Origin of the sequence: Microcoleus sp. Pol1C5, from assembly GCF_036701115.1 — a bacterium.
In the GTDB taxonomy this organism is placed as follows: Bacteria; Cyanobacteriota; Cyanobacteriia; order Cyanobacteriales; family Microcoleaceae; genus Microcoleus.
Genome location: NZ_JAUBQE010000040.1, coordinates 53838 through 77209, shown reverse-complemented (window position 1 = coordinate 77209; position 23372 = coordinate 53838). Strand labels below are relative to the sequence as shown.

Below are 23372 nucleotides of genomic sequence, written 5' to 3'. Positions count from 1 at the left end.
ATAAGCTCTGCGTTTTTTGAAGTGTTATTTTTTGGCGCTCGCACTCTCAAATCATCATACCCTAATTCACCAACGCCGAAAATACAATTGATTAACTCAAGGTACATCTCTTAGGTCAAACTCATATTCGTTCTCAAAGACCAAGAGAAGTAGTGCAATAAACTTATGGTCTATTATTAGGACACTGGGCAGTACGGTCATTAATTTGTGAAGCAGCGCATAGTGCAGAGATTTCACCATTAAGTATTTCCTTCACCCGTATATTACGAGTTATTCGTCGTGCCGTCCCAAAAAATCAGCGATTAGAACCACAAAAAATCCCATTTTTTAATTTGGTTGAATTTGGATATACTTGATACAACTTTACGGCAAAGAGTGAGCGAGAAATAACCCAAAAGTTGTTAAAAAACCTGTTTCAATATTTAAATGCAAAAAAGTTAAACACAGAGGTATTGGAATAAAAATGAATCCTTCTGTTTTTACTATCTTAAAGCCTCCAAAACCTTAAGTAAACCGTATTGCATTAGGCGACGCTAATACAGCGTCTACACTGTCTACAGAGTTGTCCACACGAAACAATAACAGCGTCGTGTCTACAACCCCGTGATGGAGCGGATAGCCGCCATTGAGGAACGGCTGGGAAAATTGAGTACCTGAGTGGCGGCAACGATGAATCGCTCAGGCAGGAATTGAAAGTGGCCAACAAGCAGCTTACAGAATGGGATGCATAACTGAATCAGTTACACGAGCGCAACGGCGACTTAGGACTGAAGGTGCAGATGTTGGAGGAAGAACTCAAGGAAGCACGGCGCTCACGGGAACAAAATAAAAACTCAGCTCCGACCGTTGCAGAATCTGCAGAGCCGACCGATATGCTCAATCAGTTAAAAGCGCGGCGCAAAAAGTCAAGGGCAGACTTGGCTGACATGGAAGCAGTTTTGGGGCTACTCAGCTACTTAGAAAAGTCGGACTGAGCTAAGGATGAGCAGAAAATGGAATATCCTAGAGAGTAATAAATCTGAAATCCGTTACCTGTAAAGAGTTAAAGTCAATCGGGATGACAGGATTTGAACCTGCGACCCCCTCGTCCCGAACGAGGTGCGCTACCAAGCTGCGCTACATCCCGAAATTAGTCACTATATTTTTAGCTTATCACATTCAAGTTAAAATTTAGCAAGCTCGTATATAATGATTTGTAAAACACTACTCAGGCGGAGACAGACGTGACAGTTAAGCCCCAGTGGTTGCGAGTTAAAGCCCCCCAGTGGGAGCGCGTCGGCAACGTCAAAGAAATTTTGCGGGATTTATCCCTGAATACGGTTTGCGAGGAGGCGTCGTGTCCGAACATCGGCGAATGCTTCAACGCAGGTACTGCGACATTTTTGATTATGGGCCCGGCTTGTACCCGCGCCTGTCCTTACTGCGACATCGATTTTGAGAAAAAGCCCCAACCATTAGATCCTACGGAGCCCCAAAGATTGGCGCAAGCGGTGCAGCGGCTCAAACTCAACCACGTAGTTATTACCTCTGTTAACCGGGACGATTTGCCGGATGGGGGCGCGTCTCAGTTTGTCGAGTGCATTCAAGCAGTGCGATCGGCGATGCCCCATACAACTATAGAAGTTTTGATTCCCGACTTGTGCGGTAACTGGCAGGCTTTAGAAATCATTCTCGCAGCCCGGCCAGAGGTACTCAACCACAATACCGAAACCGTAAAGCGACTTTACCGCAAGGTGCGGCCGCAAGGAAAGTACGATCGCACCTTGGAACTATTGCAGCGAAGCCGCGAACTCGCACCTGGGGTTTACACCAAATCCGGCATCATGGTGGGACTAGGAGAAACAGACACCGAAATTCGGGAGGCGATGCAGGACTTACGGGCTGTCGGCTGCGATATTTTAACAGTTGGACAGTACCTGCAACCGACTCAAAAGCACTTGAACGTAGAAAACTTTGTGCCTCCGGAACAGTTTGATGCTTGGAGAAAGTTTGGCGAATCTTTGGGATTCTTGCAAGTTGTAGCTTCTCCCTTAACTCGCAGTTCCTATCACGCCGAACAGGTGAGGGAACTGATGAAACTTTACCCACGCTAACCATTTTAATTGGAGTTGACTCGCGCCCGATCGCACCATTCTCACTAAAACCCCATCAACCGGGTAACAGCGAGGAAAAACTTGCGCTTGATATGTAAGCCCTGGGCAAAAAACCCGGTTTCAAATGCTGGTGTTCGGGGCGTGATGTTAAGCCGGAAGCAGCAGCCAACACCAAAACAATTATCAGTAGATCGTCGCCTCAAAGTCGCAACTTACCCAAAAGAGATCCAGAAACCGGGTTTCTTCCTCAAACTTCTAGGTTTTAATCCAGAAATTTGAGGAATAAACCCGGTTTTTGCGTCAGCCAATAACTCGGTACTGCGGACTCTAGCAACTCTCAAGCCCATATGCTGTAATGGATTAAACGTCTGCGTTCATTAAGGTATTTTTAATCTAGAGCGCCGAGTTATATAAAGTTTTATTAAAAAAATGGCTAATTTTCCGAAGTGATCGGGAACCAGGTTATTGGTGATGAAGATTAACTTAACTTCTGACTAACGTCACTTGTTTCTAGCCAGTCACTATCTATACTAGCTACATAAACAAAGAAGTACAACACACTTTTCGGGCCTTCAACCTGTTACATCAGAAAGTTCTTAGCGTTTTCCAGAATCTTGGTAAAACAAGTGGGGCAGCAAAAGTTCGATCGAACAACAGCAGAAAAGTCAGGAAAGTTAGTAAAGAAACACAAAGCGGTGATGCTTCGTTTTAACAAAGTGGGCATCTTAACTATAAATAACCGCTAAGCGTAGCATCTTTTCACCCGGAGCAACTGAGAAAATCACTATGCCAGCCACCTCTTTTTACGCTGAAGCTGAATTCGACGAACAACTGCGAGTCAATCCCTTGCAAGGTGATGTGTTGGATGAAGATGCTGAAGAAGCTGGAGACGAACTGCTCGACCAAGACCCAGCAGAGACAGAAGATGCAGACCCAGCAGCAAAATTGCAAAAAAATGCCAGCCGCCGCACTACAGATTTAGTGCGCCTGTACCTTCAAGAAATAGGTCGGGTTCGTCTCTTGGGTAGAGACGAAGAAGTCTCGGAAGCTCAAAAAGTTCAGCGCTATATCAAATTGCTGGAATTACGCAACACCGTCGCCTCCCAGGAAGAAGGGCTAATTGCGCGCTTCGTGCATTTAATTGAAGTGCGAGATCGGTTAGCCGCACAGTTGGGACATAAACCTTCCCTGGAACGCTGGGCATTAACCGCCGGCGTCGGTGACGTGCCCGAACTCAAGCGAATTATGTCCGAAGGCAAGCGCCAGTGGGCAGAGTTAGCAGAGATGACAGTCGAGGCGATCGAAAGAGTTCAAGCCGAAGGCGTCGAAGCGAAAGACCACATGATTAAAGCGAACCTGCGCCTGGTGGTTTCGGTGGCGAAAAAATATCAAAATCGCGGTTTAGAATTGCTCGACTTAATACAAGAAGGTACTCTCGGACTGGAGCGAGCTGTAGAAAAGTTTGACCCGACGCGGGGCTATCGGTTTAGCACCTATGCCTACTGGTGGATTCGGCAGGGAATTACGCGGGCTATCGCCACTCAAAGCCGCACCATTCGCCTCCCGGTCCACATTACCGAAAAACTTAACAAAATCAAAAAAGCCCAGCGCAAAATTTCTCAAGAAAAAGGTCGGACAGCTACGATCGAAGATATCGCTGTCGAGTTGGACATGACGGCCTCCCAAGTCCGAGAAGTTTTGCTGCGAGTCCCCCGTTCTGTTTCTCTGGAAACTAAAGTGGGCAACGAAAAAGATACAGAGTTGGGCGACTTGCTCGAAACCGACAGCATCTCCCCAGAAGAAATGCTGATGCGAGAAGCTCTGCACCGCGACTTGCAGCAACTGCTGGCAGATTTGACCAGCCGCGAGCGAGATGTAATTCTGATGCGCTTTGGTTTGGGCGACGGACACCCCTATTCGCTGGCAGAAATCGGTCGTGCCCTCGACTTGTCCCGCGAGCGGGTCCGCCAAATTGAAGCCAAAGCTTTGCAAAAACTCCGCCAACCCAAGCGTCGCAACCGCGTGCGCGACTATCTGGAGTCTCTGACTTAAATTTGGCCGGTCAGTCAGCGCGATTAATCAGGGAGCAAGGCATTTGGCACTTGTGCAGAAGGCATGAGGCATTCGGCAGAAGTAACAATATTTACTTCTAAACAACTTCTCTGTCCTCTGCAGCAAGTCATCAAGCTTGTTAAAAGTCAAAAAATATCAAAAACCAAATTTTTTCCTCAATCTTTTTTCAATAAGCTGCGATATTTGCAAAATATCTCGATCGTTGTGTATTATTGTCAATAGGCAGACTTTCTTGAGAGGGTCACTATGGCACTTTACACCGCGTCCTCATTCAAATCCGAACTCAATGACAAAGGCTGGCGGATGACTCCCCAACGGGAAACCATCTTGCACGTGTTTCAGAACCTCCCCAAAGGCAATCACCTGAGTGCGGAGGATTTGTACACTTTGTTAAAAAATCGCGGAGAAAACATTAGCTTGTCCACCATTTACCGAACTTTAAAGTTAATGGCAAGGATGAGCCTCCTCCGCGAACTCGAACTAGCAGAAGGTCACAAACACTATGAAATAAACCAGCCTTACCCGCATCACCACCACCACCTAGTCTGCGTTCAGTGCAACAGAACGATCGAATTTAACAACGATTCGATTTTGAAAATTGGCCTGAAGCAAGCTGAAAAGTCTGGGTTGCACCTGCTAGACTGCCAGCTAACCATTCATACGGTGTGCCACGAAGCTTTGCGGATGGGATGGCCGTCTTTGGTTTCCAGCAATTGGTCTTGTCCGAGGTCGATCGCCCACAACGGCAGCAGCGTCCCGGATTCAATCGAGTGATAGTACACTATTTTCGCATTTTCAAGTACGGCTTGTTACAAGTTTTAACAAAAGTTGGTAGCCCAAGTGCGATCGCAGTTACGCAGAAACCGGGTTTCTTAAGAAAAATACATCATTTCAGGAAGGAGTTGGACAGCAGAAACCCGATTTCTTTGATGTAGCGTCCGCAAGCCTGGGGCTAAAAAGTTTGGCTCAACAAATCGTCGCTGCTGACCCCGTAGCTGCGCTGAGCTCGATCGAGGGCGTCTCTCGTCGAACCATCGAAAACTCCGCTGATCGAGCCTGTGTAAAAGCCGAGGTCTTGCAGCCGCCTTTGTAATTGCTGAATGCTCGATCGAGGGTTGAAACTGCTGCTAATTGGAACAGCAGGAACAGCTACCCGCCCAGCTAATCCGTTTTGGAGCGCAGCCAAAGTCGCCGGAGTGGCAATACCCGTCGCCGGTGACAAATTGCGTTCCTGCTGAAACGACAGCACCGCAAACTCGGTCTCAGCTCCAAATACTCCGTTCACCGGGCCGGGGTTTTTGCCCAGACTTCTGAGGGCAGACTGAAGTTGTCGAACAGCAGGCCCAGTATCGCCCCGTCGCAGACCAGCAACAATTTGCGGCACAGGCGCTGCTGCCTGCCTGTTGCCTTGCCGCAAAGCGGATCGAGTGCTGCGATCGACCCTTCCAGTCCCGAACAGCCCGCTATCTCTCTGAAACCGGATCAAAGCTGCCTGAGTTGGTCGATCGAACCAACCGTGAATCTGGCTCCTGTAATAACCCAATTCTTGCAGCCGCCGCTGCACAAATTCTACTTGTCGACCTCTGTCGCCCAACTCTAGAAAATCTCCGCCATTAATCTGTTGGTCATCTTCCTCAGTCCATGAGGTAATTTCCGCTTGCCTCATCTGGGCATCGATAGCAGTCAAAGTAGCAGTGTCAGCGCAACCATCAGAAACCAGATTGTAATCTTGCTGAAAACGAGTCACAGCGTAGAGAGTGCGTTCCCGAAACTTACCGTCAACGCCGCCTTCAAAATAGCCCAAAGCTTTTAATTGTCGCTGGATCAAGTCTACCGTTGCCCCTCTGTCCCCGAACCGCAGCCCCTTGCAACCGCCATTTCCCGAAATATTCCCTGGAAGAGTAACGGGGGGAACCGGCCGGGTGGAACCAAACAGCAAAGCTAAAGTTTGCCTATCGGCAACTCCAGTCACCCGCAGTCGATTAATTCGCTGAAAGTATCTAACCGCATTGAGAGTAACTTCGCGAAAACTCCCTGTGGGATGCGCGCTGAAGTAGCCTAGCTGCTTCAACCTGCGCTGGAGAGCAGAAACACCTGCACCCGCGTCTCCAAAACGCAGCTCCCGATAATTTGTATAAATAGTATTAAAAGGTCGATCGTCATCCCCGGCCAAACTGTTGAGTGCTATCACAGTAGCTCGATCTGGGCGGCCAGTCAGCGACAGTTGATAGTCTCGCTGAAAATTCGTCAGCGCTTGTTGAGTAACCGGGCCGAGTTGACCTGTCGAAGATCTGGGAAAATAGCCGAGTTCCCGCAACCTGTCTTGAACAGAGCGCAAATTGGGATATCCCGGATCTATTTGAGCAAAAGCCGAACCGGCTGCACTCAAAACCGACACCATCAAAGCCAGAGACAGCAAACGGACGTAAGTCTGACTCGATAGGTTTTGCCACTTGGGCTTATCAAAAATTTTCGACTCTGGGGGTGCTTCGCAAACAAGAGCAAGTTCGAGGTAAGCAAGAGATTCCATAATTTTTTAGTGTGAAATTGTGGGTGGGTTGTGTGAGCAAACTACCAAAAATGATTTTTGGCACGCTTGGCTTGGATTCTACCAACGCTAAGTTCTACTTGAAAAGCGCGAAGCACCCGTTTTTGTAAAAAAAATACCGTCAAAAATAATTACAGGTAATAACCAAGATAGCATCGCTGCTTCTAGAGACGCGAGACTCAGCAAAAAAGTTTGCAGGCATAGTCTTAGCCTTTAAGACCAAAAGAGAATAAGTTGTCAGGTAGTGTTGGCTAATATTTTATCTGGCTGCCGCTGAAATTACCACAAGACTTGCGAGCAGGCTGTCATCACCTTAATTTGTGGTCGGCTAAAGAGCCTGAAATTGCAGGTTTTTTGTTAAGAAACGCGGCTTCTTCATGTGGCGAGTGCGTCTGGGAAAGTACCGCTGATTAACCAAAAAAGTAGCCACTAAAAATCCCCACTTTTGCTAGTTGCAAATAGGACGGGGATTTTTTGATAAGTTGACTTTGTATTAAAAAATCGACGATCGCTTAAATTAAGCCGAACCGATCGCAAATTACAGCTACTCCCGCTGCAAAAATAGTAATTGCGATGGCTACCAGCGGGTTTTGCCCTCTGCTCACAGCAAAAGAGGTAACGACCCCAGCTCCCAAAGCTGCAGTAACAGCAGCAGTCGCCAAATCTCGATCGGGACGTTTGTCGTACATATTTTTTATTGTTGGTAGCTGTTAAGTGGAAAACTTACATCTTGTAATCCAAGCTACCACTCTTGCCTCTGCGGCGGTGACAACAGCCTGGGTTTTGCAACTAACCTTAAAATTTTGCTAATGTTCTTAACATACTCTCCTGAATCACATAAGTTAGGTTTATGTATTATTGAGTTTTTCTGTTGAGTTTTAGCTTTTAAAACCTTTTGTCTGCTGGGCTTTTATGTTAAGTTCAGGATTTTGCAGGGGCGATCGCACCTGCAGTGTCAGCGCATCACACTGCTATCGCAAATATCGTAAATAAATTTAACTTGACTTTTATTTATAAATATGTATCTCGATATTTGGAGCCAGAGACAGGAAAAAACCCAGGGTTGGTAAACAACCTGCACACTACAATTGCTTCGCTGCCCTCACACTCAGAGGAGTATATTTTTTGTCTATTTTGCCTAATTCCTATTCGCCCTCAACTCTTTCAGTATTGCCACCTTTGACCCAACCTTCGCGATTGTCATCCTCAATCCGAATTCGCTGCCACTCTTTGTCGGGCGACTCTTCCAAAACTACGACTTTTTCCTTGTAACCTACACCGCCAATGCGGTTCGAGTCTCGGCTACCAGTATCCCGGAGAATTAAGCCGATCGGCTGAGTCACCAGAGCTCGGTAAGCTCCCGGTTCCAGCGGTTTCGGAGACGGGGCATCGCTAGATGTAGAAACGGGGCTAGCCTGGGCTGTTGACTTCGGCGCAGCGCCTGCAACCTGAACTGCTGTTTTGTCGTTGGGAAAAACAGGTCTTTCGGGGACAGTCGTTAGCTTAGCGGCAAAGTAAAGTGCAGCCGCCACGCTAGCACCTGCCATCAGGACGATCGCGAGCAGAAAACCCACTAAAAATTTGAAAACGCTATATACACTGTTCATAAAACCGCAAATGAAGGAAGAAGGAAGAAGGAAGAAGGAAGAGGGAAGAGGGAAGAAGGTTGACTGTTGAGTGTTGAATGTTGAATGTTGAATGTTGAGTAAAATCTGGTAACTGCCAACTGACAACAGGTTACTAACTACTGACTACTGACTTCAAAAGCTTACCCCTGAATCCGGCGGCTCAAACTGCCGTCTCTAGAAGCAAGGCGAGCTTTCCCCGCAGCGGCCCAATCTTGGAGAAACTGGATTTGTTCTTGAGCCGTTCTGGCTAAAGGCACCATCTGACTAGCTGATTCTAAAATATCATCTGTGGTAAAGTCTCGATTTTGGCTAAACCCAATGTGCATTGCTTCAATCAAAGTTTGCTCGATTTCGGCCCCTGAAAAATCGGGAGTTTCGTAAGCCAAGCGCTCTAAATCGTAATTTTTGATGCTGTGCGATCGCAACCGCAACAAATGTACCTCAAAAATTGCCCGCCGTTCCTCTTGGCTGGGCAAACCCACAAAAAATATTTCGTCAAACCTGCCTTTTCTCAGCATTTCTGGTGGCAGAGACTGGATGTTGTTGGCTGTTGCTACCACAAACACCGGCGAAGTTTTTTCTGCTAACCAAGTAATAAATGTCCCGAACACGCGGCTGGTTGTCCCGGAATCCCCTTTACCGTCTAATCCCGCAAAAGCTTTGTCAATCTCGTCAATCCACAGCACGCAGGGGGCCAAAGCTTCGGCTAGCTGAATCATTTGCCTGGTGCGGGATTCAGATTCTCCGACTAATCCGGCAAACAAGCGCCCGACATCCAACCGCAGCAAAGGCAAATGCCAGTGGTGGGCGATCGCCTTTGCTGTTAAAGATTTTCCGGTTCCTTGAATTCCGACTAACAACAAACCTCTGGGATGTGGCAAACCGTATTGGCGGGCTCGATCGGAAAAAGCACCGCCGCGCCGCAGCAGCCATTCTTTGAGATTGTCCAAACCACCGATATCGGAGATATTTTCGCGGGCTGGGTAAAAATCTAGAATTTGAGTTTGGCGAATTGTTTGGCGCTTTTCTTCTAAAATCAGTTCCGCGTCGTCGGGATGGAGTTCGCCTCTGGTGGCGATCGCCTTTGCCAAAACTCGGCGGATTCGTTCGATCGACAACCCTTGACAGCAGCGCACCATTTCGTCCAGCAAACGCCCTTCAATGGCTTGTCCGGTAGCCCCTAGCAGCCTTTCCACCTCTATTTTGATTTCCGCCGCCGCAGGCAGGGGAAACTCCAAAACAGTCATCACTTCGCTGAGGTCTTCCGGGATCGAAATTATAGGAGATACGATGACAATATTTTTGGGTACTGATTTGAGGAGTCTCGCCAAATTCCGCAGCTTGCGGGAAATCGAGACATCTTCCAAAAACCGCTGAAAGTCGCGGAGAATAAAAATTGCCGGCGCGGTGGCGGGTAATTTTTCGATAAATTCCAAAGCTTGCAGCGGATTGCGCTTGCCAAAACCTGTATCGTTGGGATTGCCTTGGTAGCCATCTACAAAATCCCAGATGTAGACGGCGCGAGAACCTTGTTTTTTGGCGGATTGGGCGATCGCCGCTTCTACGCGCTCTTCTTCCCGTGTGGGAATGTAAATTAGGGGGTAGCGCGATCGCAGCAGTAGTTCAAACTCGTCGCTAAAAATAGTCATTAGTTATTAGTCAACTGACTAAGGCAATTGCCGTTTAAGTGCTTCCAGAGACGCCCAGCGACTGTCTGAGACTGTTTCTGAGCTTTCTGTATTTGCATCATCAGTTAAAGAAATTCCCGGACATTCAGTATCGCATATCTGTTTGTGCGGCAGTTCCAAACACATTTGCTCGTACACCCAATCCCGCGGAGAGAAATAGCCACCTGGGGACAAATTTTCCACCAAATCTTCTAAAGCAACTTCTATTTCTGCTGAACTTGAATCTGTTTGATTTGCTGTTTCTTCGAGCCAGATTAGTTCCGATGAGTTGAGTGCCAAACGATGATTGTATTGTTTCAAGCATCTGTGGCACGTGAGAGTAACAATTGTTTCTGCTTTCGCCTTCACCTCAAGATAATTTCCTTGGTGAGTCACTTGCAGTCGTCCTCGCACCGGAGTAAGAGTTTCTAAATCTGGGATAAATTCTTCAAAATCAATGACCTCTTTTCGCTCACTTTTTGTGAGGAGATGAGGGATATAAATTGTCTCCATAATCTTTTGCCTTCCTACTTCTTGAATTCAAAGGTCAAAAGGAATAGTTAATTTTTAACTTCTTCCTTCTTCCTTCTTCCTTCTTTAGCGTCAGCGCAGGCGAACTACCAAACGCCGATCGGGTTCTTGTCCTTGACTGTAAGTTTCTATATCCTCACATTCGCTTAAAAAGCTGTGGACTTGACGGCGTTCTGCCGAAGAGAGCGATTTTATTTCAACTTCAACTCCCGTCGATCTGGCTTGATCTGCTGCGTACTCTGCCATCGAGCGCAATTCCTCTTGGCGGCGGATGCGATAGCCATTTAGTTCAACTGTATAAGGAATTGACTCCTCTACTTCCTGACCTATATTCTGAACCGTGTTACATAGGTATTGAATGGCATCTATTACATTACCATTTGGCCCGACTAAGATTGCAACTTGTTCTGGAGTCAGATTGCTTTCATCTATTGTCATCCAATAGCAATCTTTTTGTTGTTCGCATACCACTTTTGAAGGAATTGCGGACAGTTGTAGCAATTCTTCTAACCATGCCTGTCCGCGCTGCATTTGAGAGTCTTTCATTGTTGTTAAAATCAAGCCTTTTTCTTGGCACGCTTTGGCTCAAAGGGAAGGGCATCTAATCCCTGATCTTTTTTGGTTTTCGCCTCTGCTTCGTCTACTATTTTTTGCAGGTTTTCCGGCAGCGGTTCTCGCGACAAAATAAACGCTTGAACTGTCTGGAAGATGTTAGCAATCAGCATATACATCAACACGCCCGCGGGCAGCGGGAAGAACAAAAACATCCCTGAAAATATGACTGGCGTCAGTTTGTTAACTGTAGCCTGTTGGGGGTTGTCGTTTGGTCCTTGTGCTTGTCCTGAAAGAGTTTGGTTGATATACAAACTGATGCCGAAGCCCAGGATCATTACCAAAATATCCCAGTGGATTGTACCGTCTGAGTCGATCGCGCCCACGCGGCCTAGAGCTTCAATAAAAAGGAATCCTTTGTTAGAAGCCAATCCGGGGATTGTGCCTTGAACTGTGGCTTCACCGGGCGCTAAGGCCGTGATGTTGCCCTGTTCATCTACCTTGACCACTTCTTCGCCTTTGATGACTTTCCAGCCGGGTTCAAAGTCGATTTCGCTCTTATTTTCTGTCGCTAAAACTTTAAGAGGTTTGCCCTCTGGGGTTTGAAAATTAATCTTGGTTGTTTCGCCGACTGCGAGTTTGTCGCCGCCTGGAATTACGCCCACAACAGGAGCATGAAAAGTACCTGTGACGTAAATATTTTGTGGCGGTGTAGCAAAAGCTTGCGGTTGAACAGTTTCGATTTGTTCTTTCGGCAAAACTTGAACGTTGACGCTGTAATTTATGTCAGAAAACGGCGAGCCACGGAGCGTTGCAAACAGCGCAAACAGCACTGGCATTTGCAGCACCAAGGGGAAGCATCCTGCTAGAGGATTACCAAATTCTTTGTATACTTTGCTCATTTCCTCCTGCTGTTTGGCAGGATTGTCTTTATAGAGTTTTTGAATTTGATCTACTCGCTCTTTCATCAACGGCTGCGCTACTTTCATGCGCCGCATATTGCGAAGAGAGCCTGCGTTGAGAGGATAAAGAGCAAAGCGAATCACGAGCGTCAGTGCTACGATCGCTAAACCGTAGCTTGGCACGATCCCGTAGAAAAAATCTAGGATCGGGAGCATGAGGTTGTTGGAGAGAAACGAGATACCGAAATCCATTCGCTTTGAGTTAATTTAGGTGCTCTATGTTTGCTGTTGAGAACTATTTTTACCCGCTGAAGGCGAGCCGCCTCAATTTTTAGGGTTTTGTCTCTATCTTAGGACATGGCCCGTCGATCGACCGCCCGGTCTGCGGGTTTGTGGTAATGAGTTTGCCAATAGTCGCAGTGACTTTACCCTGATTTGAGGGTGAAGCGGTGCGGTTATTTAGCTTGGGCCGCGTTTGCTTTTTGAGCTGCTACGGGCAGTTTTTCGTTAATGTAGTCATACATTGCTCGAAATTTCGGCATAGCTCTGAGTTCCAAGCGGCTGCCATTTTTCATGGTGAGCACCATGTCTCCGTAAGTCCCGAAACCGCGAGGTACTGTGACGATTTTGACTATATCTGAGTAGATAACGTCTGTCTGCTCGCCCCCCATCCAACCGCTAGTTACGGACACTCGGCGGCTCGTGATCCGATACCGCAGCCACAGAGCTCGGACAATTGCTCCTACTGCTAGGGGGATTCCCACCACAGTCAGCCCCAGGAGTAAATTGAGGATCAAGTCTCCCGGCGCGGGGCCGCCTTCATAATATACTTCCTCTCGAATTCCCATCTAGTACCTCGGCTTCTACCAACAACTGCTCTAATTCTTGCAGAATTTCTGCATAATTGCACTCTTGTGCGATCGGACGCACGACAATTACTAAATCCCACCCGAATTTTAATCGGGGCAATAGGTGTCGCAAAGCTGCCCGAATCTGACGCTTAATCCGATTGCGGACTACAGCGCGTTTGCTGACTTTCAGGCTGATGGAAATGCCTGTGCGAGTTGGCTGCAAGGATTTTTCGGCTGTCGGTTTGCTTAATTCGGCGCTTTTTGGTTTACGCAGAGCTCTTAAGCTGAAATGGGCCGAGTTACGGCGCATTCCCTTGCGGTATACGGCGCTGAAGTCTTTTCGGTGCTTAAGTCGGTTTGTATCGGGCAACATGGCGTAGGGCGATCGTTGAGGCCTCTCAACCTTGATGCAGTGCTAGACTGCGAGGCGGTGGCGACCTTTGCTGCGGCGAGCTTTGATTACCAATCGACCGGTTGCGGTACGCATTCTGGCGCGAAAACCGGATGTTCTTTTTCTTTTGCGGCTGGTTCCGTGCAGGGTTTGCTGTGTCATTTTGATTTCTCCCGGCTTGTTACTTTACTTTTGATTAATATTCACAATCTTCTAGTTTACCATAGAGTTGTTTTTTTGGCAATATAATTTTTCCGATTTGAATCGAGCGCCACTCATCACAAAGCAACAACCCGTTTTCGAGCTGGTGAATGAGATTTCGGTTTCGTTTTCACTACCAGATACCTAACTTTTTAAGATGATATTGCAAGGGCGATCGCCCTTAACCGAAAAAATCAAATCCCCGACTTCTTTGAGAAGTCGGGGATTTCGCTTGCAATCATGGGTAAAAGCCAGAATTGGTGACACCACAGAAAACACAGTTAAATTCATCCGTGTATCCGTGTCATGTCTTCCCTTATTTCAATTCAACATTTACCGTAGCAGACATCCCCGGTGCAATTCGCGATTCGTAGCCTTTAATGCTTTCGGCATCAAACACAACTTTCACCGGAATCCGCTGCACAACTTTGGTGAAATTGCCCGTAGCATTATCGGGAGGCAATAATGAAAATTGAGCGCCAGAAGCAGGGGAGAAACTATCGAGATGACCTTCAAATTTGCGACTACCAAAAGCATCTAATTTAATTTCTACTTTTTGGCCTGGTTTCATGTTTGCCAGTTGGGTTTCTTTGAAGTTAGCAATTACCCACAAATCGTTACTTACTATAGCCATTAACGGAGTTCCAGGCTGCACCCGCTGCCCGACTTCAACCGATTTGCGGCCGATTTGTCCGGCGGCCGGAGCAGTAATATTCGTGTAGGAAAGTTGCAGTTGAGCGTCTTTAACCGCAGCTTCCGATTGCCCGATCGCAGCTTTAGCAGCATCATACTGCGATCGACTGACTTTAGTTTGCTCGCCCGTAGCTTGCGCCTGTTGCAATCCGCCCTTTGATGCAGCAAGTTTTGCTTCGGCGGTGCTGATACCTTCTTGCGCTAGGGCGACTTTAGCTTGAGCGCTGGCGACACCGACTTGGGCGCGCGCTACTTGGGATTGAGCTTGTTTTACCCCTTCTTGAGCTTGGGCTACTGCTGCTTGGGCTGCGGTTACGCCTTCTTTGGCTTGGGCTAACCGCGCTCTAGCTTGGGCAATTCCTTGTTGGGCTGCGGTGGTTTGGCCTTGAGCTACTTCGTAGGCGGCTCTCGCTGCGTCTAGTTGCTGACCGGCGATCGCACCTTCAGACTGCAAGCTTTCGTACCGTTTATAATCAGCTTGCGTCTTGACGAGGTTGGCTTGCGCTTGTACTAGCTGAGCTTGCGCTGCAGCAATTCCGGCTTCGGCTTCCGTCACTTTGGCTTGGGCTTGAGGAATGCCGGCTTCGGCTTGGGCGACTTTGGCTTGCGCTGCGGGTACGCCGGCTTCGGCTTCAGCAACGGTGGCTTCTGCTGCGGGTACGCCTTGCTGGGCTTCTCTGAGTGCTGCTTGAGCGGTGGAAATAGCAGCGTTTGCACCGCTGATATCTCCTTGGGCTTGGGCTGTTTTGCCTTGGCTGGTTTGAGAGGCTAGGGAAATATTTGCCTCGGCTGCTTCGGCTTGGCGGCGGGCGTTTTCTAAGGCTGCTTGGGCTTGTTGAACTTTAACTTGGTAGTCGCGGGGGTCAAGTTTAATCAGCAGTTGTCCGGGTTTTACTTGTTGGTTGTCTTGTACTAAGACTTCGCCGACAGTACCGTTGACGCGGCTGCTGATTTGGTGGATGTGTCCGGCAACTGTGGCATTTTCCGTTTCTTGGTGGATGGAGGCGTATTGCCAGTAGCGGTAGCCGAAGCTGCCTGCTGCGATCGCCCCTAGGCCCAGCGCTGCTAATATCAACGCTTTGGGGGCTTTTTTCTTGGGTGTTGCAGCCGTCGGCAGGGGTGCTTGCAGTTCTGTTTCTGCGCCTGTTTTGACTTCGGCGGGGGCGCTGATTTCTGTTTCTGGGGCGGGGATTACTGGTAGGCTTTTAGCGATGCTGTCGTCGATCGGCTTTTCTAACAGGGCGACTGCTTTGCTGTTGCCGTTGAGTTCTGCTGGGTTGGTTTCGTTTGTGCCTTTCATTGTATTTGACTCCTGATTCTTTAGTAAGATGTCGTTTGTTTAGAGTGCGTAGTTTTTATTTAGTAAGACGGCTTTTTTTAAGAGTGCGTAGTATTTTACGGTTATTTGTAATGTAGTAGAGGTAGATGCTGCTGCACTTCACTCAAAAGATTGATTTGTCGGTTTAGGAAAGATTCAGGATCGCTTGATCGATCAGTTGGGAAAAAAGTTTTTGATCTGCCTCTGAAAAGCCCTCGACAGCTCGATCTCGGATTGCAGCTACCAGCGGGGGCAATACCTCTTGCAGTTCCCTGCCGGAGTCTGTCAGCCAAATGCGCCAAATGCGGCGATCGCGCGTGTCTCTCTCCCGGCGGACTAGGCCTCTTTCTTCCATGCGATCGAGCACGCCTGTCAGCGTCCCGCCTACTTGTTGCAGTTTGTCGCCAATGCTGGAAGTCGGCAAACCGTCTTCTTGCCACAAGCAGCACAGTACCAGCCAGTGAAAAGGTGTTAAGCCAAAGGGTTCAAGTACCTCTTGCAGCCTGCGACTGCCTAGCTGTGCCAGAAGTTTGAGACGGTAGCCCAGGCTGTGGGGGGCGAGAACGTCGTACCACTGAGCTAGATGTGTGCGATCGACAGTGGATGTAGTAACCATTGGTTTATTACTTAGCGTTCGTATTATTAGTGTAAAATGCTTTTTGGGAGATGTCAAGGGGGTGCAAGTCGGTTATTTGGCGATCGACTGCTACGCTAAAACCGGGAATCCGCCCTCTGCCGGATATGTTAACAATTCTTAATTTTTCTTAAACTAGAAAGGGTAAATCTACTTTCCCATCAGAATTTATGTTGCTTCCAGCCGACAAGCGCACCAAGTTAGACGACACCGACGACAATTTGTTCTATTCCGCTCCCCGGTTTGTGACTCACGTAGACGATGGATTCATTGAGCAACTCACCGGATTATATCGGGAACGGCTGAAACCGAATACTCGGATTTTTGATATGATGAGCAGTTGGGTTTCTCACTTGCCTGACGAGATGCAATTTGCCCATGTTGAAGGGCACGGCATGAATGAAGACGAGTTGGCAAAGAATCGCAGGCTGAATCATTATTTCGTGCAGAATTTGAACGCCAATCCCAAATTGCCACTGCCGGATGCAGAGTTTGACGCCGTTGTCAACTGCGTTTCGGTACAGTATTTGCAGCACCCGGAGGCGGTTTTTGCCGAGATTCACCGGATATTGAAGCCTGGTGGCGTAGCAATTATGAGTTTTTCCAACCGGATGTTTTATCAAAAGGCGATCGCGGCTTGGCGGGAAGGTTCGGAGGGCGATCGGGTAGAATTAGTCAAGAGTTACTTTGATTCTGTCAAAGGAGCGAATATACCCGGATTTAGCAAGCCGGAAGTAATAGTTCGCAAGCCTAACTTGCCGAGTTTTATGCAAATGCTGCGAATAGGAAGTGGCGATCCGTTTTATGCGGTAGTTGCTTACCGCCAAAGTTAATTTTTTTTTAGCAGTAAGGACTTTAGAGGGAGATTGAAAGCACTAAAGTCCTTACTACAAACCCATCGAAATCTATGTTTTTTAGGTTAGGATATATTTAATATATTATCCTAAAATATAAAAAACTAACTTTTGCAGCCCATCACACTCGCTCCAAATATCTGTCACGTAAAACCTTGTATTCGCGGTCTCCGATCTCCAGTAAAGTTGATTCTTGAATTACTCAGTTCTGGTATGAATGGTAAATAAATTAGAGATGACTATAAAAAATTATAACATGAGGATATTCTAGCTGCTTTGCTATTTGCAGCGCGGCGAACTCAAGTGAAAAGCATATACTGAGTATTGTAGTTCACCAGCAATCATAAAGTAGGGTAAAACCTTGATATGAAACCATACCAGCAAATAGCCATCGACGAATGCGGCGAACCTTTAGTCCCCATTCCACCAGAACATTTTGCTTTTGAAATCCCACACCCTTATCAAAAGTTGGGGGCTCCTTATCACAACAGCAAAGCAGATTCGCCTTACTATTTGCGACAAGGAGTTGTAGATAGTTTAATCGCCGCTCAAACCCAGTTACAACAAAATCATCCCAAGTGGAAAATTCTGATATTTGATGCTTATCGGCCGGTCGAAGTCCAGCAATTTATGGTGGATTATACTTTCAATCAAATTGCCCTAGCTCAAGGGTGTGAATTTCCGGTTCCGGAAGACAAACGCCAAGTGATTATAGAACACGTCTATCAATTTTGGGCAGTACCGAGCCTCGATCGCGCGACGCCTCCCCCTCACAGTACAGGTGCAGCTTTAGATATAACTTTAGTGGATGAAAATAATCGGCAAATTGATATGGGTTCTCCGATTGATGAAATATCAGAACGTTCTTATCCCGATTATTTTTGTAATAGCAAGGAGCCGCAAAAACAGGAATATCACCGCCGCAGGCAAATCTTAAAAAATGCGATGATAGCTGTGGGTTTTCAGCAACATCCTAACGAATGGTGGCATTTTTGTCTGGGCGATCAGATGTGGGCTTGGTTGACAAATCAAAACAATAGTGGTAGTCAATTGATTGCCCGATATGGCCGCTATTAAAAGGGTACGCAATTAAATCGGGACTGGCGCACTCGCAACCTGGAGAAACCGGGTTGATTGACAAAAAACCTCAGCTTTTAACTGCTTTATTCGGCAAGAAACCAAGTTTTTGACACTCTATGCGTCCAGGACTATAAAAGCTCGATCGGCATAAATCATTTGTATCATAAGACACCGCAACTATTGCCAGCGGGGTAGCGGTAGTTTAAAATCAATGAGAGCGAACAAGTGCAGGTAATATTTGCCAGCACCGCAAACCCTAAAGGATAACTCAGAGTTCACCAAATGAAAGCACTCATCCTCTCTGGCGGTAAAGGAACACGCTTGCGTCCCCTCACCTATACGGGTGCTAAGCAGTTGGTTCCTGTAGCAAATAAGCCGATACTGTGGTACGGAATTGAAGGAATTGTGGCGGCTGGGATTACGGATATTGGGATTATTATTAGTCCCGAAACCGGAGAAGAGGTGAAGACGAAAACAGGAGATGGATCTCGATTCGGTGCCAAAATTACTTATATCTTGCAAGCAGAGCCGGCGGGACTCGCTCACGCGGTAAAAGTTGCAAGACCATTTTTGGGCGATTCTCCGTTTATTATGTATTTAGGAGATAACTTAATTCAGAATCAGTTAGATCCCTTTTTAGAGATTTTTAACAAGCAGAAACTAGACGCTCTGATTATGCTGCGTCCCGTTCCCAATCCCTCTGCTTTCGGTGTAGCAAAAGTTGATGAGACAGGAAGAGTTTTGCAGTTAGTAGAAAAACCCAAAGTTCCGCCGTCAAATTTAGCACTGGTGGGAATTTATTTTTTTGCTCCTAGTATCCATGAGGCGATCGATCAAATTCAACCTTCGCCCCGGGGCGAACTCGAAATTACCGATGCCATTCAACAGCTCATCAATCAGGAAAAACACGTAGAAGCCTGCAATTTAGAAGGTTGGTGGCTGGATACGGGGAAAAAAGACGATTTGCTGAGTGCAAACCAAATCATTTTAGATAGCCGTATCATTGCTTCAACTGAATTAACAGTAGATGCGAAAAGTCAAATTATCGGGCGAGTGCAAATAGGGGAAGGAACGGAAATCATTAATTCTACAGTTCGCGGGCCGGTGGTAATTGGGGAAAATTGCCACATTGAAAATTGCTTTATCGGGCCTTACAGCAGTATTGCCGATCGCGTGACGATGATTGATGCTGATATCGAACACAGTGTAATATTGCAAGGGGCGAAAATAGTTGGCATTCACCAGCGAATTGTTGACAGCGTGATCGGGCAACGAGCTCAACTAACCAATGCGCCGGCTCGTCCAAAAGCTCTGCGGTTTATGATTGGTGATGACAGTCAAATTGAGTTAGCTTAAATTGAGATATTGCCAATATCGGAAGCAATAATCCTGATGTAACAAGAGATGAATTTTCTTGTGGGGAGTAGGGTTGGGCATCCTGCCCGCCCTGGAACACGCATCTTGCCTGTGCCACAATTAATTACAATTATTCACACAGCAAAGCTGCCTGTTCACAATTAGTTATAATGATTGAAACAGCAAAGATGCCTGTTCCATAATAAATCATAGTAAGCTATCTAAAGGAGACGAAAGTTTGCAGTACGAAGAAATACCAACTCAACAGATAATACATAAATTGCGACAAACTTTGGAGCCGAGAATTGGTATTGCTGAGCCTCCCCTGTTGAGAACAGAAAATAGTGCGACCGCCCAAAATGAAGATGACGAAGACATCGCCCTTTTAAAGACAGGTTTCGACATTTATAACATCCCCATTACCTCTTACCAAAGGCGACTCGGTTCCGCAGTCATCGCCGTTAGAAAAATAGTCCGAAAATTGCTCAGACCCGTACTAGAACGCCAAGTTATTTACAATTTCGCTAATACCCGCGTAGTTCAAACACTGAGCATTCAATTGCAAAAATTGCAAGAAAATCAGCAAACTCTAGAGAAAAAAATTCAATCCGACTTCAGCAGCGCATCTCCCGAACTTACAGCACAGCTTGAGACTCAACAAAGAGCGATCGCAGCTTTTCAGTCGGAAATAGAGCAAATTAAAGAAGTGCAGCAGCAACATACTGCTATTTTAGAGAAGATTACCGCTGAATTGCTCGATCGACAAAAATAAAGCATCAAAGATGACCACACTGCCCATATGTTCGTTAATTATAGTCAATTATAACGGTCTGCGCCACACGAAAGATTGCTTAAAATCTCTACAAAAACTTGCGTATCCCGAATCGCAACTAGATTTAATTGTAATTGATAATTGTTCTCAAGACGATTCCGTTACTTCCCTGCGCGAACAATTTCCAAAAGTTCGGATTTTTGTCAACTCCGCCAACAACTTTGCTAAAGCCCTCAACCTCGGTATCAGCGAAGCAAAAGGGCAATATATCGCCTTTCTAAATAATGATGCTACCCTTGACACTCACTGGTTAGAGATTCTTGTAAAACGGCTAGAAACTAATAAAGAAGTAGGTGCGACTAGCGGCAAATTGCTGTTTAAAGACGGGCGAATTAACAGCGCAGGCATTCAGCAATTACCTAATTTTTATTGGCAAGATGTCGGTTTTGGCGAAAAAGATTCGGGACAGTACGATACAGAACAGGAAGTCGAAGGGCTTTGTTGGGCTGCGGTGCTTTTTCGCAGAAAATGTCTCGAAGATGTGGGGCCGATAGATGAAGATTTTGTGATGTATTTTGAGGATGTAGAGTTTGCCAAACGCTGCCACAAACGCGGTTGGAAAATGCTTTATACTCCCGCAGCTATCGCCCATCACGAATATAGGGGTTCGAGTAAAGGAAGCAAACTTACCGAGTATTTCTGCAACCGGAATCGGTTTTTGTATTTGGCAAAACATGAACCGTTGCAATTAGTCAAGGGAATTCATACTTCTGATTTTTTTACTAACAAGCAGTACGATTTGCTGTTTGAGAGTTTATTTGTAGCGATTAAAAAGCTGCTGGATTATCAGAAACCAGAAATCATTGAAACTGTATTGCCACAGTTGTCGGAAAAGTTGGCGGTGATTTACAGTCGGATGAAGATCGATCGCATTTTGTCTCGATTGCAGGTGGTTCGGGGCGATCGCAAAATGTCGATCGCCATTTACGATCACGGGCTGCATTTTATTGGTGGTGGCCAAAAATACGTCGCTACTATCGCCTCGGTGCTACAAAATGAATTTGACATTACTTTTATCGCTAACAAACCAGTTGCTGTTTCCGACTTAGCATCGTGGTACGGACTCAACCTTTCAGGATGCAAAATTAAAATTATGCCCTTGGCGTTTTACGAGAAACGCGGAATGCAGTGCATCGATTCCAGCATCATCGTGGAAGATATGGAAAATCCCTTTGATGAAATTGCCACAGAAAGCAAAAACTACGATATTTTTATCAACGCGAACCAACTGGAAAAAGTTAAGCCACTGTCGCCAATCTCAATATTTTTCTGCCACTTTCCCAATACCTTCCGCAACCGTCATTTTGCTGTCGATGACTACACTTTCATTATTGCCAACAGTCAATTTACTGTTAAGTGGTTGGAGAAACGCTGGAACCTACAGCCAACTTTTCTGCTTTATCCGCCGATAGAAATGGCAACACTTAAAGTGCCGAAAGAAAAAATAATTTTGGCGGTGGGACAGTTTGAAGCTGGGGGAACAAAAAAGCAAATTGAACTAATTAAAGCTTTCCGCTGTTTGCTAGCAGATTATCCAGAAGAATTTCAAGGATGGCGGCTAATTTTAGCCGGAAGTAGCATTCCGAAAAATCCTTATTTAAAGACTGTTCAGAATTTATTGAAGCAAGATTCAAGGGCGATCGAGCTAAAAGTCAATGCTGACTTTGATGAGGTAAAATCGCTTTATGCTAGAGCGAGCATATTTTGGCACGGCTGCGGTTTGGGTGAAGTCAATCCTCAAAGATTTGAGCATTTCGGGATGGCGACTGTCGAAGCCATGCAAAATAGTTGTGCTCCGATTGTTTTCAACGGCGGTGGCCAACCGGAAATTGTGGAACATGGGCGATCGGGCTTTTTGTTCAATACCGTTGAGGAACTGTGCCAGCATTCACATCAACTAATTGTTAATCCCGATTTGCTAGCCGAACTTCAAGCTGGTGCACAGCAACGCAGTCAGAACTTTAGACTTGCACATTTCGATAAAAAAGTCAATAGTTTTTTTGAGATTCTTCACCAAGAGTATGCTACAATTCGGCTGCCAAATCCTGCCGATATAGCTCAAATGCTCGATCGAACTTAAAGGCTAATTCAAGCGTGTCTAACCCACTTTTAATCAATTTATCCTTCTTAAGTCCTGAACCAACGGGAATCGGAACTTATGCAGCTAATCTTTTCCCGCAACTGCAACAGCTAGAACCCACATTACTTGTTTCCCAGCAAATTGACAATTATACTTGCTATCACATCCCCGAAACTCTGACACCGAATCGCGGCCCGAAAGGACAAATTAACAGGCTGCTGTGGACTCAGTTTGAATTACCTAAACTTTACCAAAAATTACAGTCTACCCTGATATTTTCCCCAATTCCCGAAGCACCTTTGTATTCCGGCTGCAGCTACATCGTCACAGTTCACGATTTAATTCCTTTGCGATTTCCCCAACGGTTTTCTCGATTAACAGCTTATTTCCGCTACTACATACCGCAGGTTTTGCGGCAAGCAGAACACATTATTTGCGATTCTCAAGCAACGGCGGCAGATGTTGCTAACTTTTTCCAGATTCCGCGTCAGAAAATGACCGCCATTCCCCTAGCTTGCGATAATATTAATTTTAGATATCTCGACTTGCCAACCAAAAATTATTTTCTTTATACCGGCAGACACGATCCTTACAAAAACTTGGAAAGATTAATTACTGCATTTGCGAGTTTGCCCGATCGCGCAAATTGGGAATTGTGGCTAGCTGGGCCTCCCAATGCCTACACGCCACAGTTGACAGCACAAGTTGAAGAATTAGGTTTACAATCTTTGGTAAAATTTCTCGGTTACGTTCCCTATTCTCAATTGCCCGTACTGATGAATCAGGCGATCGCCCTAGTTTTCCCTACACTTTGGGAAGGATTCGGCTTACCAATTTTAGAAGCAATGGCTTGCGGCACACCCGTCATCACATCCAACCTATCATCAATGCCAGAAGTAGCCGGAGATGCGGCATTATTAGTCAATCCTTACAGCGTCGGAGAAATAGCCGAAGCCATGCAAACAGTAGCCACAGATTCAAAAGTGCGATCGAACTTAAAAACTGCTAGTTTAGCCAGATCATCTCAATTTAGCTGGCACAAAACCGGAAAAGCAACCGCCAACATATTACAGCAATATCTTTAAATC

The 23372-nt window shown here is 46.4% G+C and carries 23 protein-coding genes, 1 tRNA gene and 2 pseudogenes; 12 read left to right on the top strand and 14 right to left on the bottom strand.

The window, feature by feature from the left end:
• Positions 1-77: 77 nt before the first annotated feature.
• Positions 78-356 (top strand): annotated as a pseudogene (locus tag QUA23_RS21270) (IS4 family transposase); the annotation flags it as partial.
• A 423-nt stretch (positions 357-779) separates the two neighbouring features.
• Complete coding sequence (locus QUA23_RS21265) at positions 780-974, top strand: hypothetical protein (RefSeq protein WP_333073527.1); 195 nt, start codon at positions 780-782, stop codon at positions 972-974.
• Positions 975-1052: 78 nt separating this feature from the next.
• On the opposite strand, the gene QUA23_RS21260 is transcribed toward QUA23_RS21265, so the two are convergent.
• Positions 1053-1126: transfer RNA gene (locus tag QUA23_RS21260), tRNA-Pro, on the bottom strand.
• A gap of 91 nt (positions 1127-1217) precedes the next feature.
• Between QUA23_RS21260 and lipA the strand changes: the two are divergent.
• The 3 genes and pseudogenes from lipA to QUA23_RS21245 form a co-directional block, all read left to right on the top strand.
• Positions 1218-2093, top strand: a pseudogene (gene lipA, locus QUA23_RS21255) (lipoyl synthase); the annotation flags it as partial.
• Between the two features lie 786 nt (positions 2094-2879).
• Complete coding sequence (gene sigC / locus QUA23_RS21250; RefSeq protein ID WP_333073525.1) at positions 2880-4145, top strand: RNA polymerase sigma factor SigC; 1266 nt, start codon at positions 2880-2882, stop codon at positions 4143-4145.
• 267 nt (positions 4146-4412) lie between these two features.
• Positions 4413-4940, top strand: a complete 528-nt coding sequence (locus QUA23_RS21245; RefSeq protein WP_333059964.1) for a transcriptional repressor — start codon at positions 4413-4415, stop codon at positions 4938-4940.
• 178 nt (positions 4941-5118) lie between these two features.
• Here QUA23_RS21245 and QUA23_RS21240 read toward each other — a convergent pair whose 3' ends face one another.
• From QUA23_RS21240 to QUA23_RS21180, 13 genes are all read right to left on the bottom strand, one after another.
• Complete coding sequence (locus QUA23_RS21240) at positions 5119-6696, bottom strand: peptidoglycan-binding protein (RefSeq protein ID WP_333073523.1); 1578 nt, start codon at positions 6694-6696, stop codon at positions 5119-5121.
• A 530-nt stretch (positions 6697-7226) separates the two neighbouring features.
• Positions 7227-7403: a hypothetical protein gene (locus QUA23_RS21235; RefSeq protein ID WP_242724391.1), complete on the bottom strand. Its 177-nt coding sequence runs from the start codon at positions 7401-7403 to the stop codon at positions 7227-7229.
• Between the two features lie 456 nt (positions 7404-7859).
• On the bottom strand, positions 7860-8321 hold the full coding sequence (locus QUA23_RS21230) for an SH3 domain-containing protein (protein ID WP_333073521.1): 462 nt from the start codon (positions 8319-8321) through the stop codon (positions 7860-7862).
• A 161-nt stretch (positions 8322-8482) separates the two neighbouring features.
• On the bottom strand, positions 8483-9991 hold the full coding sequence (locus tag QUA23_RS21225) for an AAA family ATPase (protein ID WP_333073519.1): 1509 nt from the start codon (positions 9989-9991) through the stop codon (positions 8483-8485).
• Between the two features lie 18 nt (positions 9992-10009).
• A complete protein-coding gene (locus QUA23_RS21220; protein ID WP_333073517.1) occupies positions 10010-10522 on the bottom strand; it encodes a YceD family protein in 513 nt (170 codons plus the stop codon).
• A 90-nt stretch (positions 10523-10612) separates the two neighbouring features.
• On the bottom strand, positions 10613-11086 hold the full coding sequence (locus tag QUA23_RS21215) for a R3H domain-containing nucleic acid-binding protein (protein ID WP_333039170.1): 474 nt from the start codon (positions 11084-11086) through the stop codon (positions 10613-10615).
• Positions 11087-11097: 11 nt separating this feature from the next.
• On the bottom strand, positions 11098-12246 hold the full coding sequence (gene yidC, locus QUA23_RS21210; protein ID WP_333073514.1) for a membrane protein insertase YidC: 1149 nt from the start codon (positions 12244-12246) through the stop codon (positions 11098-11100).
• A gap of 203 nt (positions 12247-12449) precedes the next feature.
• Positions 12450-12842, bottom strand: coding sequence for a PH domain-containing protein (locus QUA23_RS21205; RefSeq protein WP_333073511.1), 393 nt, complete (start codon positions 12840-12842; stop codon positions 12450-12452).
• Positions 12814-13218, bottom strand: a complete 405-nt coding sequence (rnpA, locus tag QUA23_RS21200; RefSeq protein ID WP_333073508.1) for a ribonuclease P protein component — start codon at positions 13216-13218, stop codon at positions 12814-12816. The genes QUA23_RS21205 and rnpA overlap by 29 nt, the downstream gene beginning before the upstream one ends.
• A gap of 42 nt (positions 13219-13260) precedes the next feature.
• On the bottom strand, positions 13261-13398 hold the full coding sequence (rpmH, locus tag QUA23_RS21195; protein ID WP_006632320.1) for a 50S ribosomal protein L34: 138 nt from the start codon (positions 13396-13398) through the stop codon (positions 13261-13263).
• Between the two features lie 183 nt (positions 13399-13581).
• Positions 13582-13728 carry a hypothetical protein gene (locus QUA23_RS21190; protein ID WP_333073507.1) on the bottom strand — a complete coding sequence of 49 codons (147 nt, stop codon included), beginning with the start codon at positions 13726-13728 and terminating at the stop codon, positions 13582-13584.
• Between the two features lie 25 nt (positions 13729-13753).
• Positions 13754-15430 carry an efflux RND transporter periplasmic adaptor subunit gene (locus tag QUA23_RS21185; RefSeq protein WP_333073504.1) on the bottom strand — a complete coding sequence of 559 codons (1677 nt, stop codon included), beginning with the start codon at positions 15428-15430 and terminating at the stop codon, positions 13754-13756.
• A gap of 163 nt (positions 15431-15593) precedes the next feature.
• Positions 15594-16064, bottom strand: a complete 471-nt coding sequence (locus QUA23_RS21180; RefSeq protein ID WP_333073502.1) for a MarR family transcriptional regulator — start codon at positions 16062-16064, stop codon at positions 15594-15596.
• A 188-nt stretch (positions 16065-16252) separates the two neighbouring features.
• On the opposite strand from QUA23_RS21180, the gene QUA23_RS21175 reads away from it, so the two are divergent.
• The 7 genes from QUA23_RS21175 (at position 16253) to QUA23_RS21145 (ending at position 23369) form a co-directional block, all read left to right on the top strand.
• Positions 16253-16915 (top strand): class I SAM-dependent methyltransferase, encoded by a 663-nt coding sequence (locus tag QUA23_RS21175; RefSeq protein WP_333073500.1) that lies wholly within the window; start codon positions 16253-16255, stop codon positions 16913-16915.
• Positions 16916-17047: 132 nt separating this feature from the next.
• A complete protein-coding gene (locus QUA23_RS21170; RefSeq protein ID WP_333073496.1) occupies positions 17048-17164 on the top strand; it encodes a DUF433 domain-containing protein in 117 nt (38 codons plus the stop codon).
• A gap of 138 nt (positions 17165-17302) precedes the next feature.
• Positions 17303-18013 carry a M15 family metallopeptidase gene (locus tag QUA23_RS21165; RefSeq protein ID WP_333073494.1) on the top strand — a complete coding sequence of 237 codons (711 nt, stop codon included), beginning with the start codon at positions 17303-17305 and terminating at the stop codon, positions 18011-18013.
• Positions 18014-18298: 285 nt separating this feature from the next.
• On the top strand, positions 18299-19372 hold the full coding sequence (locus tag QUA23_RS21160; protein ID WP_333073492.1) for a glucose-1-phosphate thymidylyltransferase: 1074 nt from the start codon (positions 18299-18301) through the stop codon (positions 19370-19372).
• A gap of 238 nt (positions 19373-19610) precedes the next feature.
• The gene (locus tag QUA23_RS21155; RefSeq protein WP_333073490.1) at positions 19611-20144 is read left to right on the top strand and encodes a hypothetical protein; all 534 of its coding nucleotides are present in this window, start codon (positions 19611-19613) and stop codon (positions 20142-20144) included.
• Positions 20145-20154: 10 nt separating this feature from the next.
• Positions 20155-22284, top strand: coding sequence for a glycosyltransferase (locus tag QUA23_RS21150; protein WP_333073488.1), 2130 nt, complete (start codon positions 20155-20157; stop codon positions 22282-22284).
• 14 nt (positions 22285-22298) lie between these two features.
• The gene (locus tag QUA23_RS21145) at positions 22299-23369 is read left to right on the top strand and encodes a glycosyltransferase family 1 protein (RefSeq protein ID WP_333073486.1); all 1071 of its coding nucleotides are present in this window, start codon (positions 22299-22301) and stop codon (positions 23367-23369) included.
• Positions 23370-23372: the final 3 nt, after the last annotated feature.

What these genes read in the sequence shown, in the direction of transcription:
- QUA23_RS21235 (WP_242724391.1), bottom strand. Translation starts at nt 7,403, where the DNA reads ATGTACGACAAACGTCCCGATCGAGATTTGGCGACTGCTGCTGTTACT.
- QUA23_RS21190 (WP_333073507.1), bottom strand. Translation starts at nt 13,728, where the DNA reads ATGAATTTAACTGTGTTTTCTGTGGTGTCACCAATTCTGGCTTTTACC.
- QUA23_RS21150 (WP_333073488.1), top strand. Translation starts at nt 20,155, where the DNA reads ATGACCACACTGCCCATATGTTCGTTAATTATAGTCAATTATAACGGT.
- QUA23_RS21240 (WP_333073523.1), bottom strand. Translation starts at nt 6,696, where the DNA reads ATGGAATCTCTTGCTTACCTCGAACTTGCTCTTGTTTGCGAAGCACCC.
- QUA23_RS21265 (WP_333073527.1), top strand. Translation starts at nt 780, where the DNA reads ATGTTGGAGGAAGAACTCAAGGAAGCACGGCGCTCACGGGAACAAAAT.
- QUA23_RS21225 (WP_333073519.1), bottom strand. Translation starts at nt 9,991, where the DNA reads ATGACTATTTTTAGCGACGAGTTTGAACTACTGCTGCGATCGCGCTAC.
- QUA23_RS21175 (WP_333073500.1), top strand. Translation starts at nt 16,253, where the DNA reads ATGTTGCTTCCAGCCGACAAGCGCACCAAGTTAGACGACACCGACGAC.
- QUA23_RS21180 (WP_333073502.1), bottom strand. Translation starts at nt 16,064, where the DNA reads ATGGTTACTACATCCACTGTCGATCGCACACATCTAGCTCAGTGGTAC.
- QUA23_RS21230 (WP_333073521.1), bottom strand. Translation starts at nt 8,321, where the DNA reads ATGAACAGTGTATATAGCGTTTTCAAATTTTTAGTGGGTTTTCTGCTC.
- QUA23_RS21160 (WP_333073492.1), top strand. Translation starts at nt 18,299, where the DNA reads ATGAAAGCACTCATCCTCTCTGGCGGTAAAGGAACACGCTTGCGTCCC.
- yidC (WP_333073514.1), bottom strand. Translation starts at nt 12,246, where the DNA reads ATGGATTTCGGTATCTCGTTTCTCTCCAACAACCTCATGCTCCCGATC.
- QUA23_RS21245 (WP_333059964.1), top strand. Translation starts at nt 4,413, where the DNA reads ATGGCACTTTACACCGCGTCCTCATTCAAATCCGAACTCAATGACAAA.
- rpmH (WP_006632320.1), bottom strand. Translation starts at nt 13,398, where the DNA reads ATGACACAGCAAACCCTGCACGGAACCAGCCGCAAAAGAAAAAGAACA.
- sigC (WP_333073525.1), top strand. Translation starts at nt 2,880, where the DNA reads ATGCCAGCCACCTCTTTTTACGCTGAAGCTGAATTCGACGAACAACTG.
- QUA23_RS21220 (WP_333073517.1), bottom strand. Translation starts at nt 10,522, where the DNA reads ATGGAGACAATTTATATCCCTCATCTCCTCACAAAAAGTGAGCGAAAA.
- QUA23_RS21165 (WP_333073494.1), top strand. Translation starts at nt 17,303, where the DNA reads ATGAAACCATACCAGCAAATAGCCATCGACGAATGCGGCGAACCTTTA.
- QUA23_RS21185 (WP_333073504.1), bottom strand. Translation starts at nt 15,430, where the DNA reads ATGAAAGGCACAAACGAAACCAACCCAGCAGAACTCAACGGCAACAGC.
- rnpA (WP_333073508.1), bottom strand. Translation starts at nt 13,218, where the DNA reads ATGTTGCCCGATACAAACCGACTTAAGCACCGAAAAGACTTCAGCGCC.
- QUA23_RS21205 (WP_333073511.1), bottom strand. Translation starts at nt 12,842, where the DNA reads ATGGGAATTCGAGAGGAAGTATATTATGAAGGCGGCCCCGCGCCGGGA.
- QUA23_RS21215 (WP_333039170.1), bottom strand. Translation starts at nt 11,086, where the DNA reads ATGAAAGACTCTCAAATGCAGCGCGGACAGGCATGGTTAGAAGAATTG.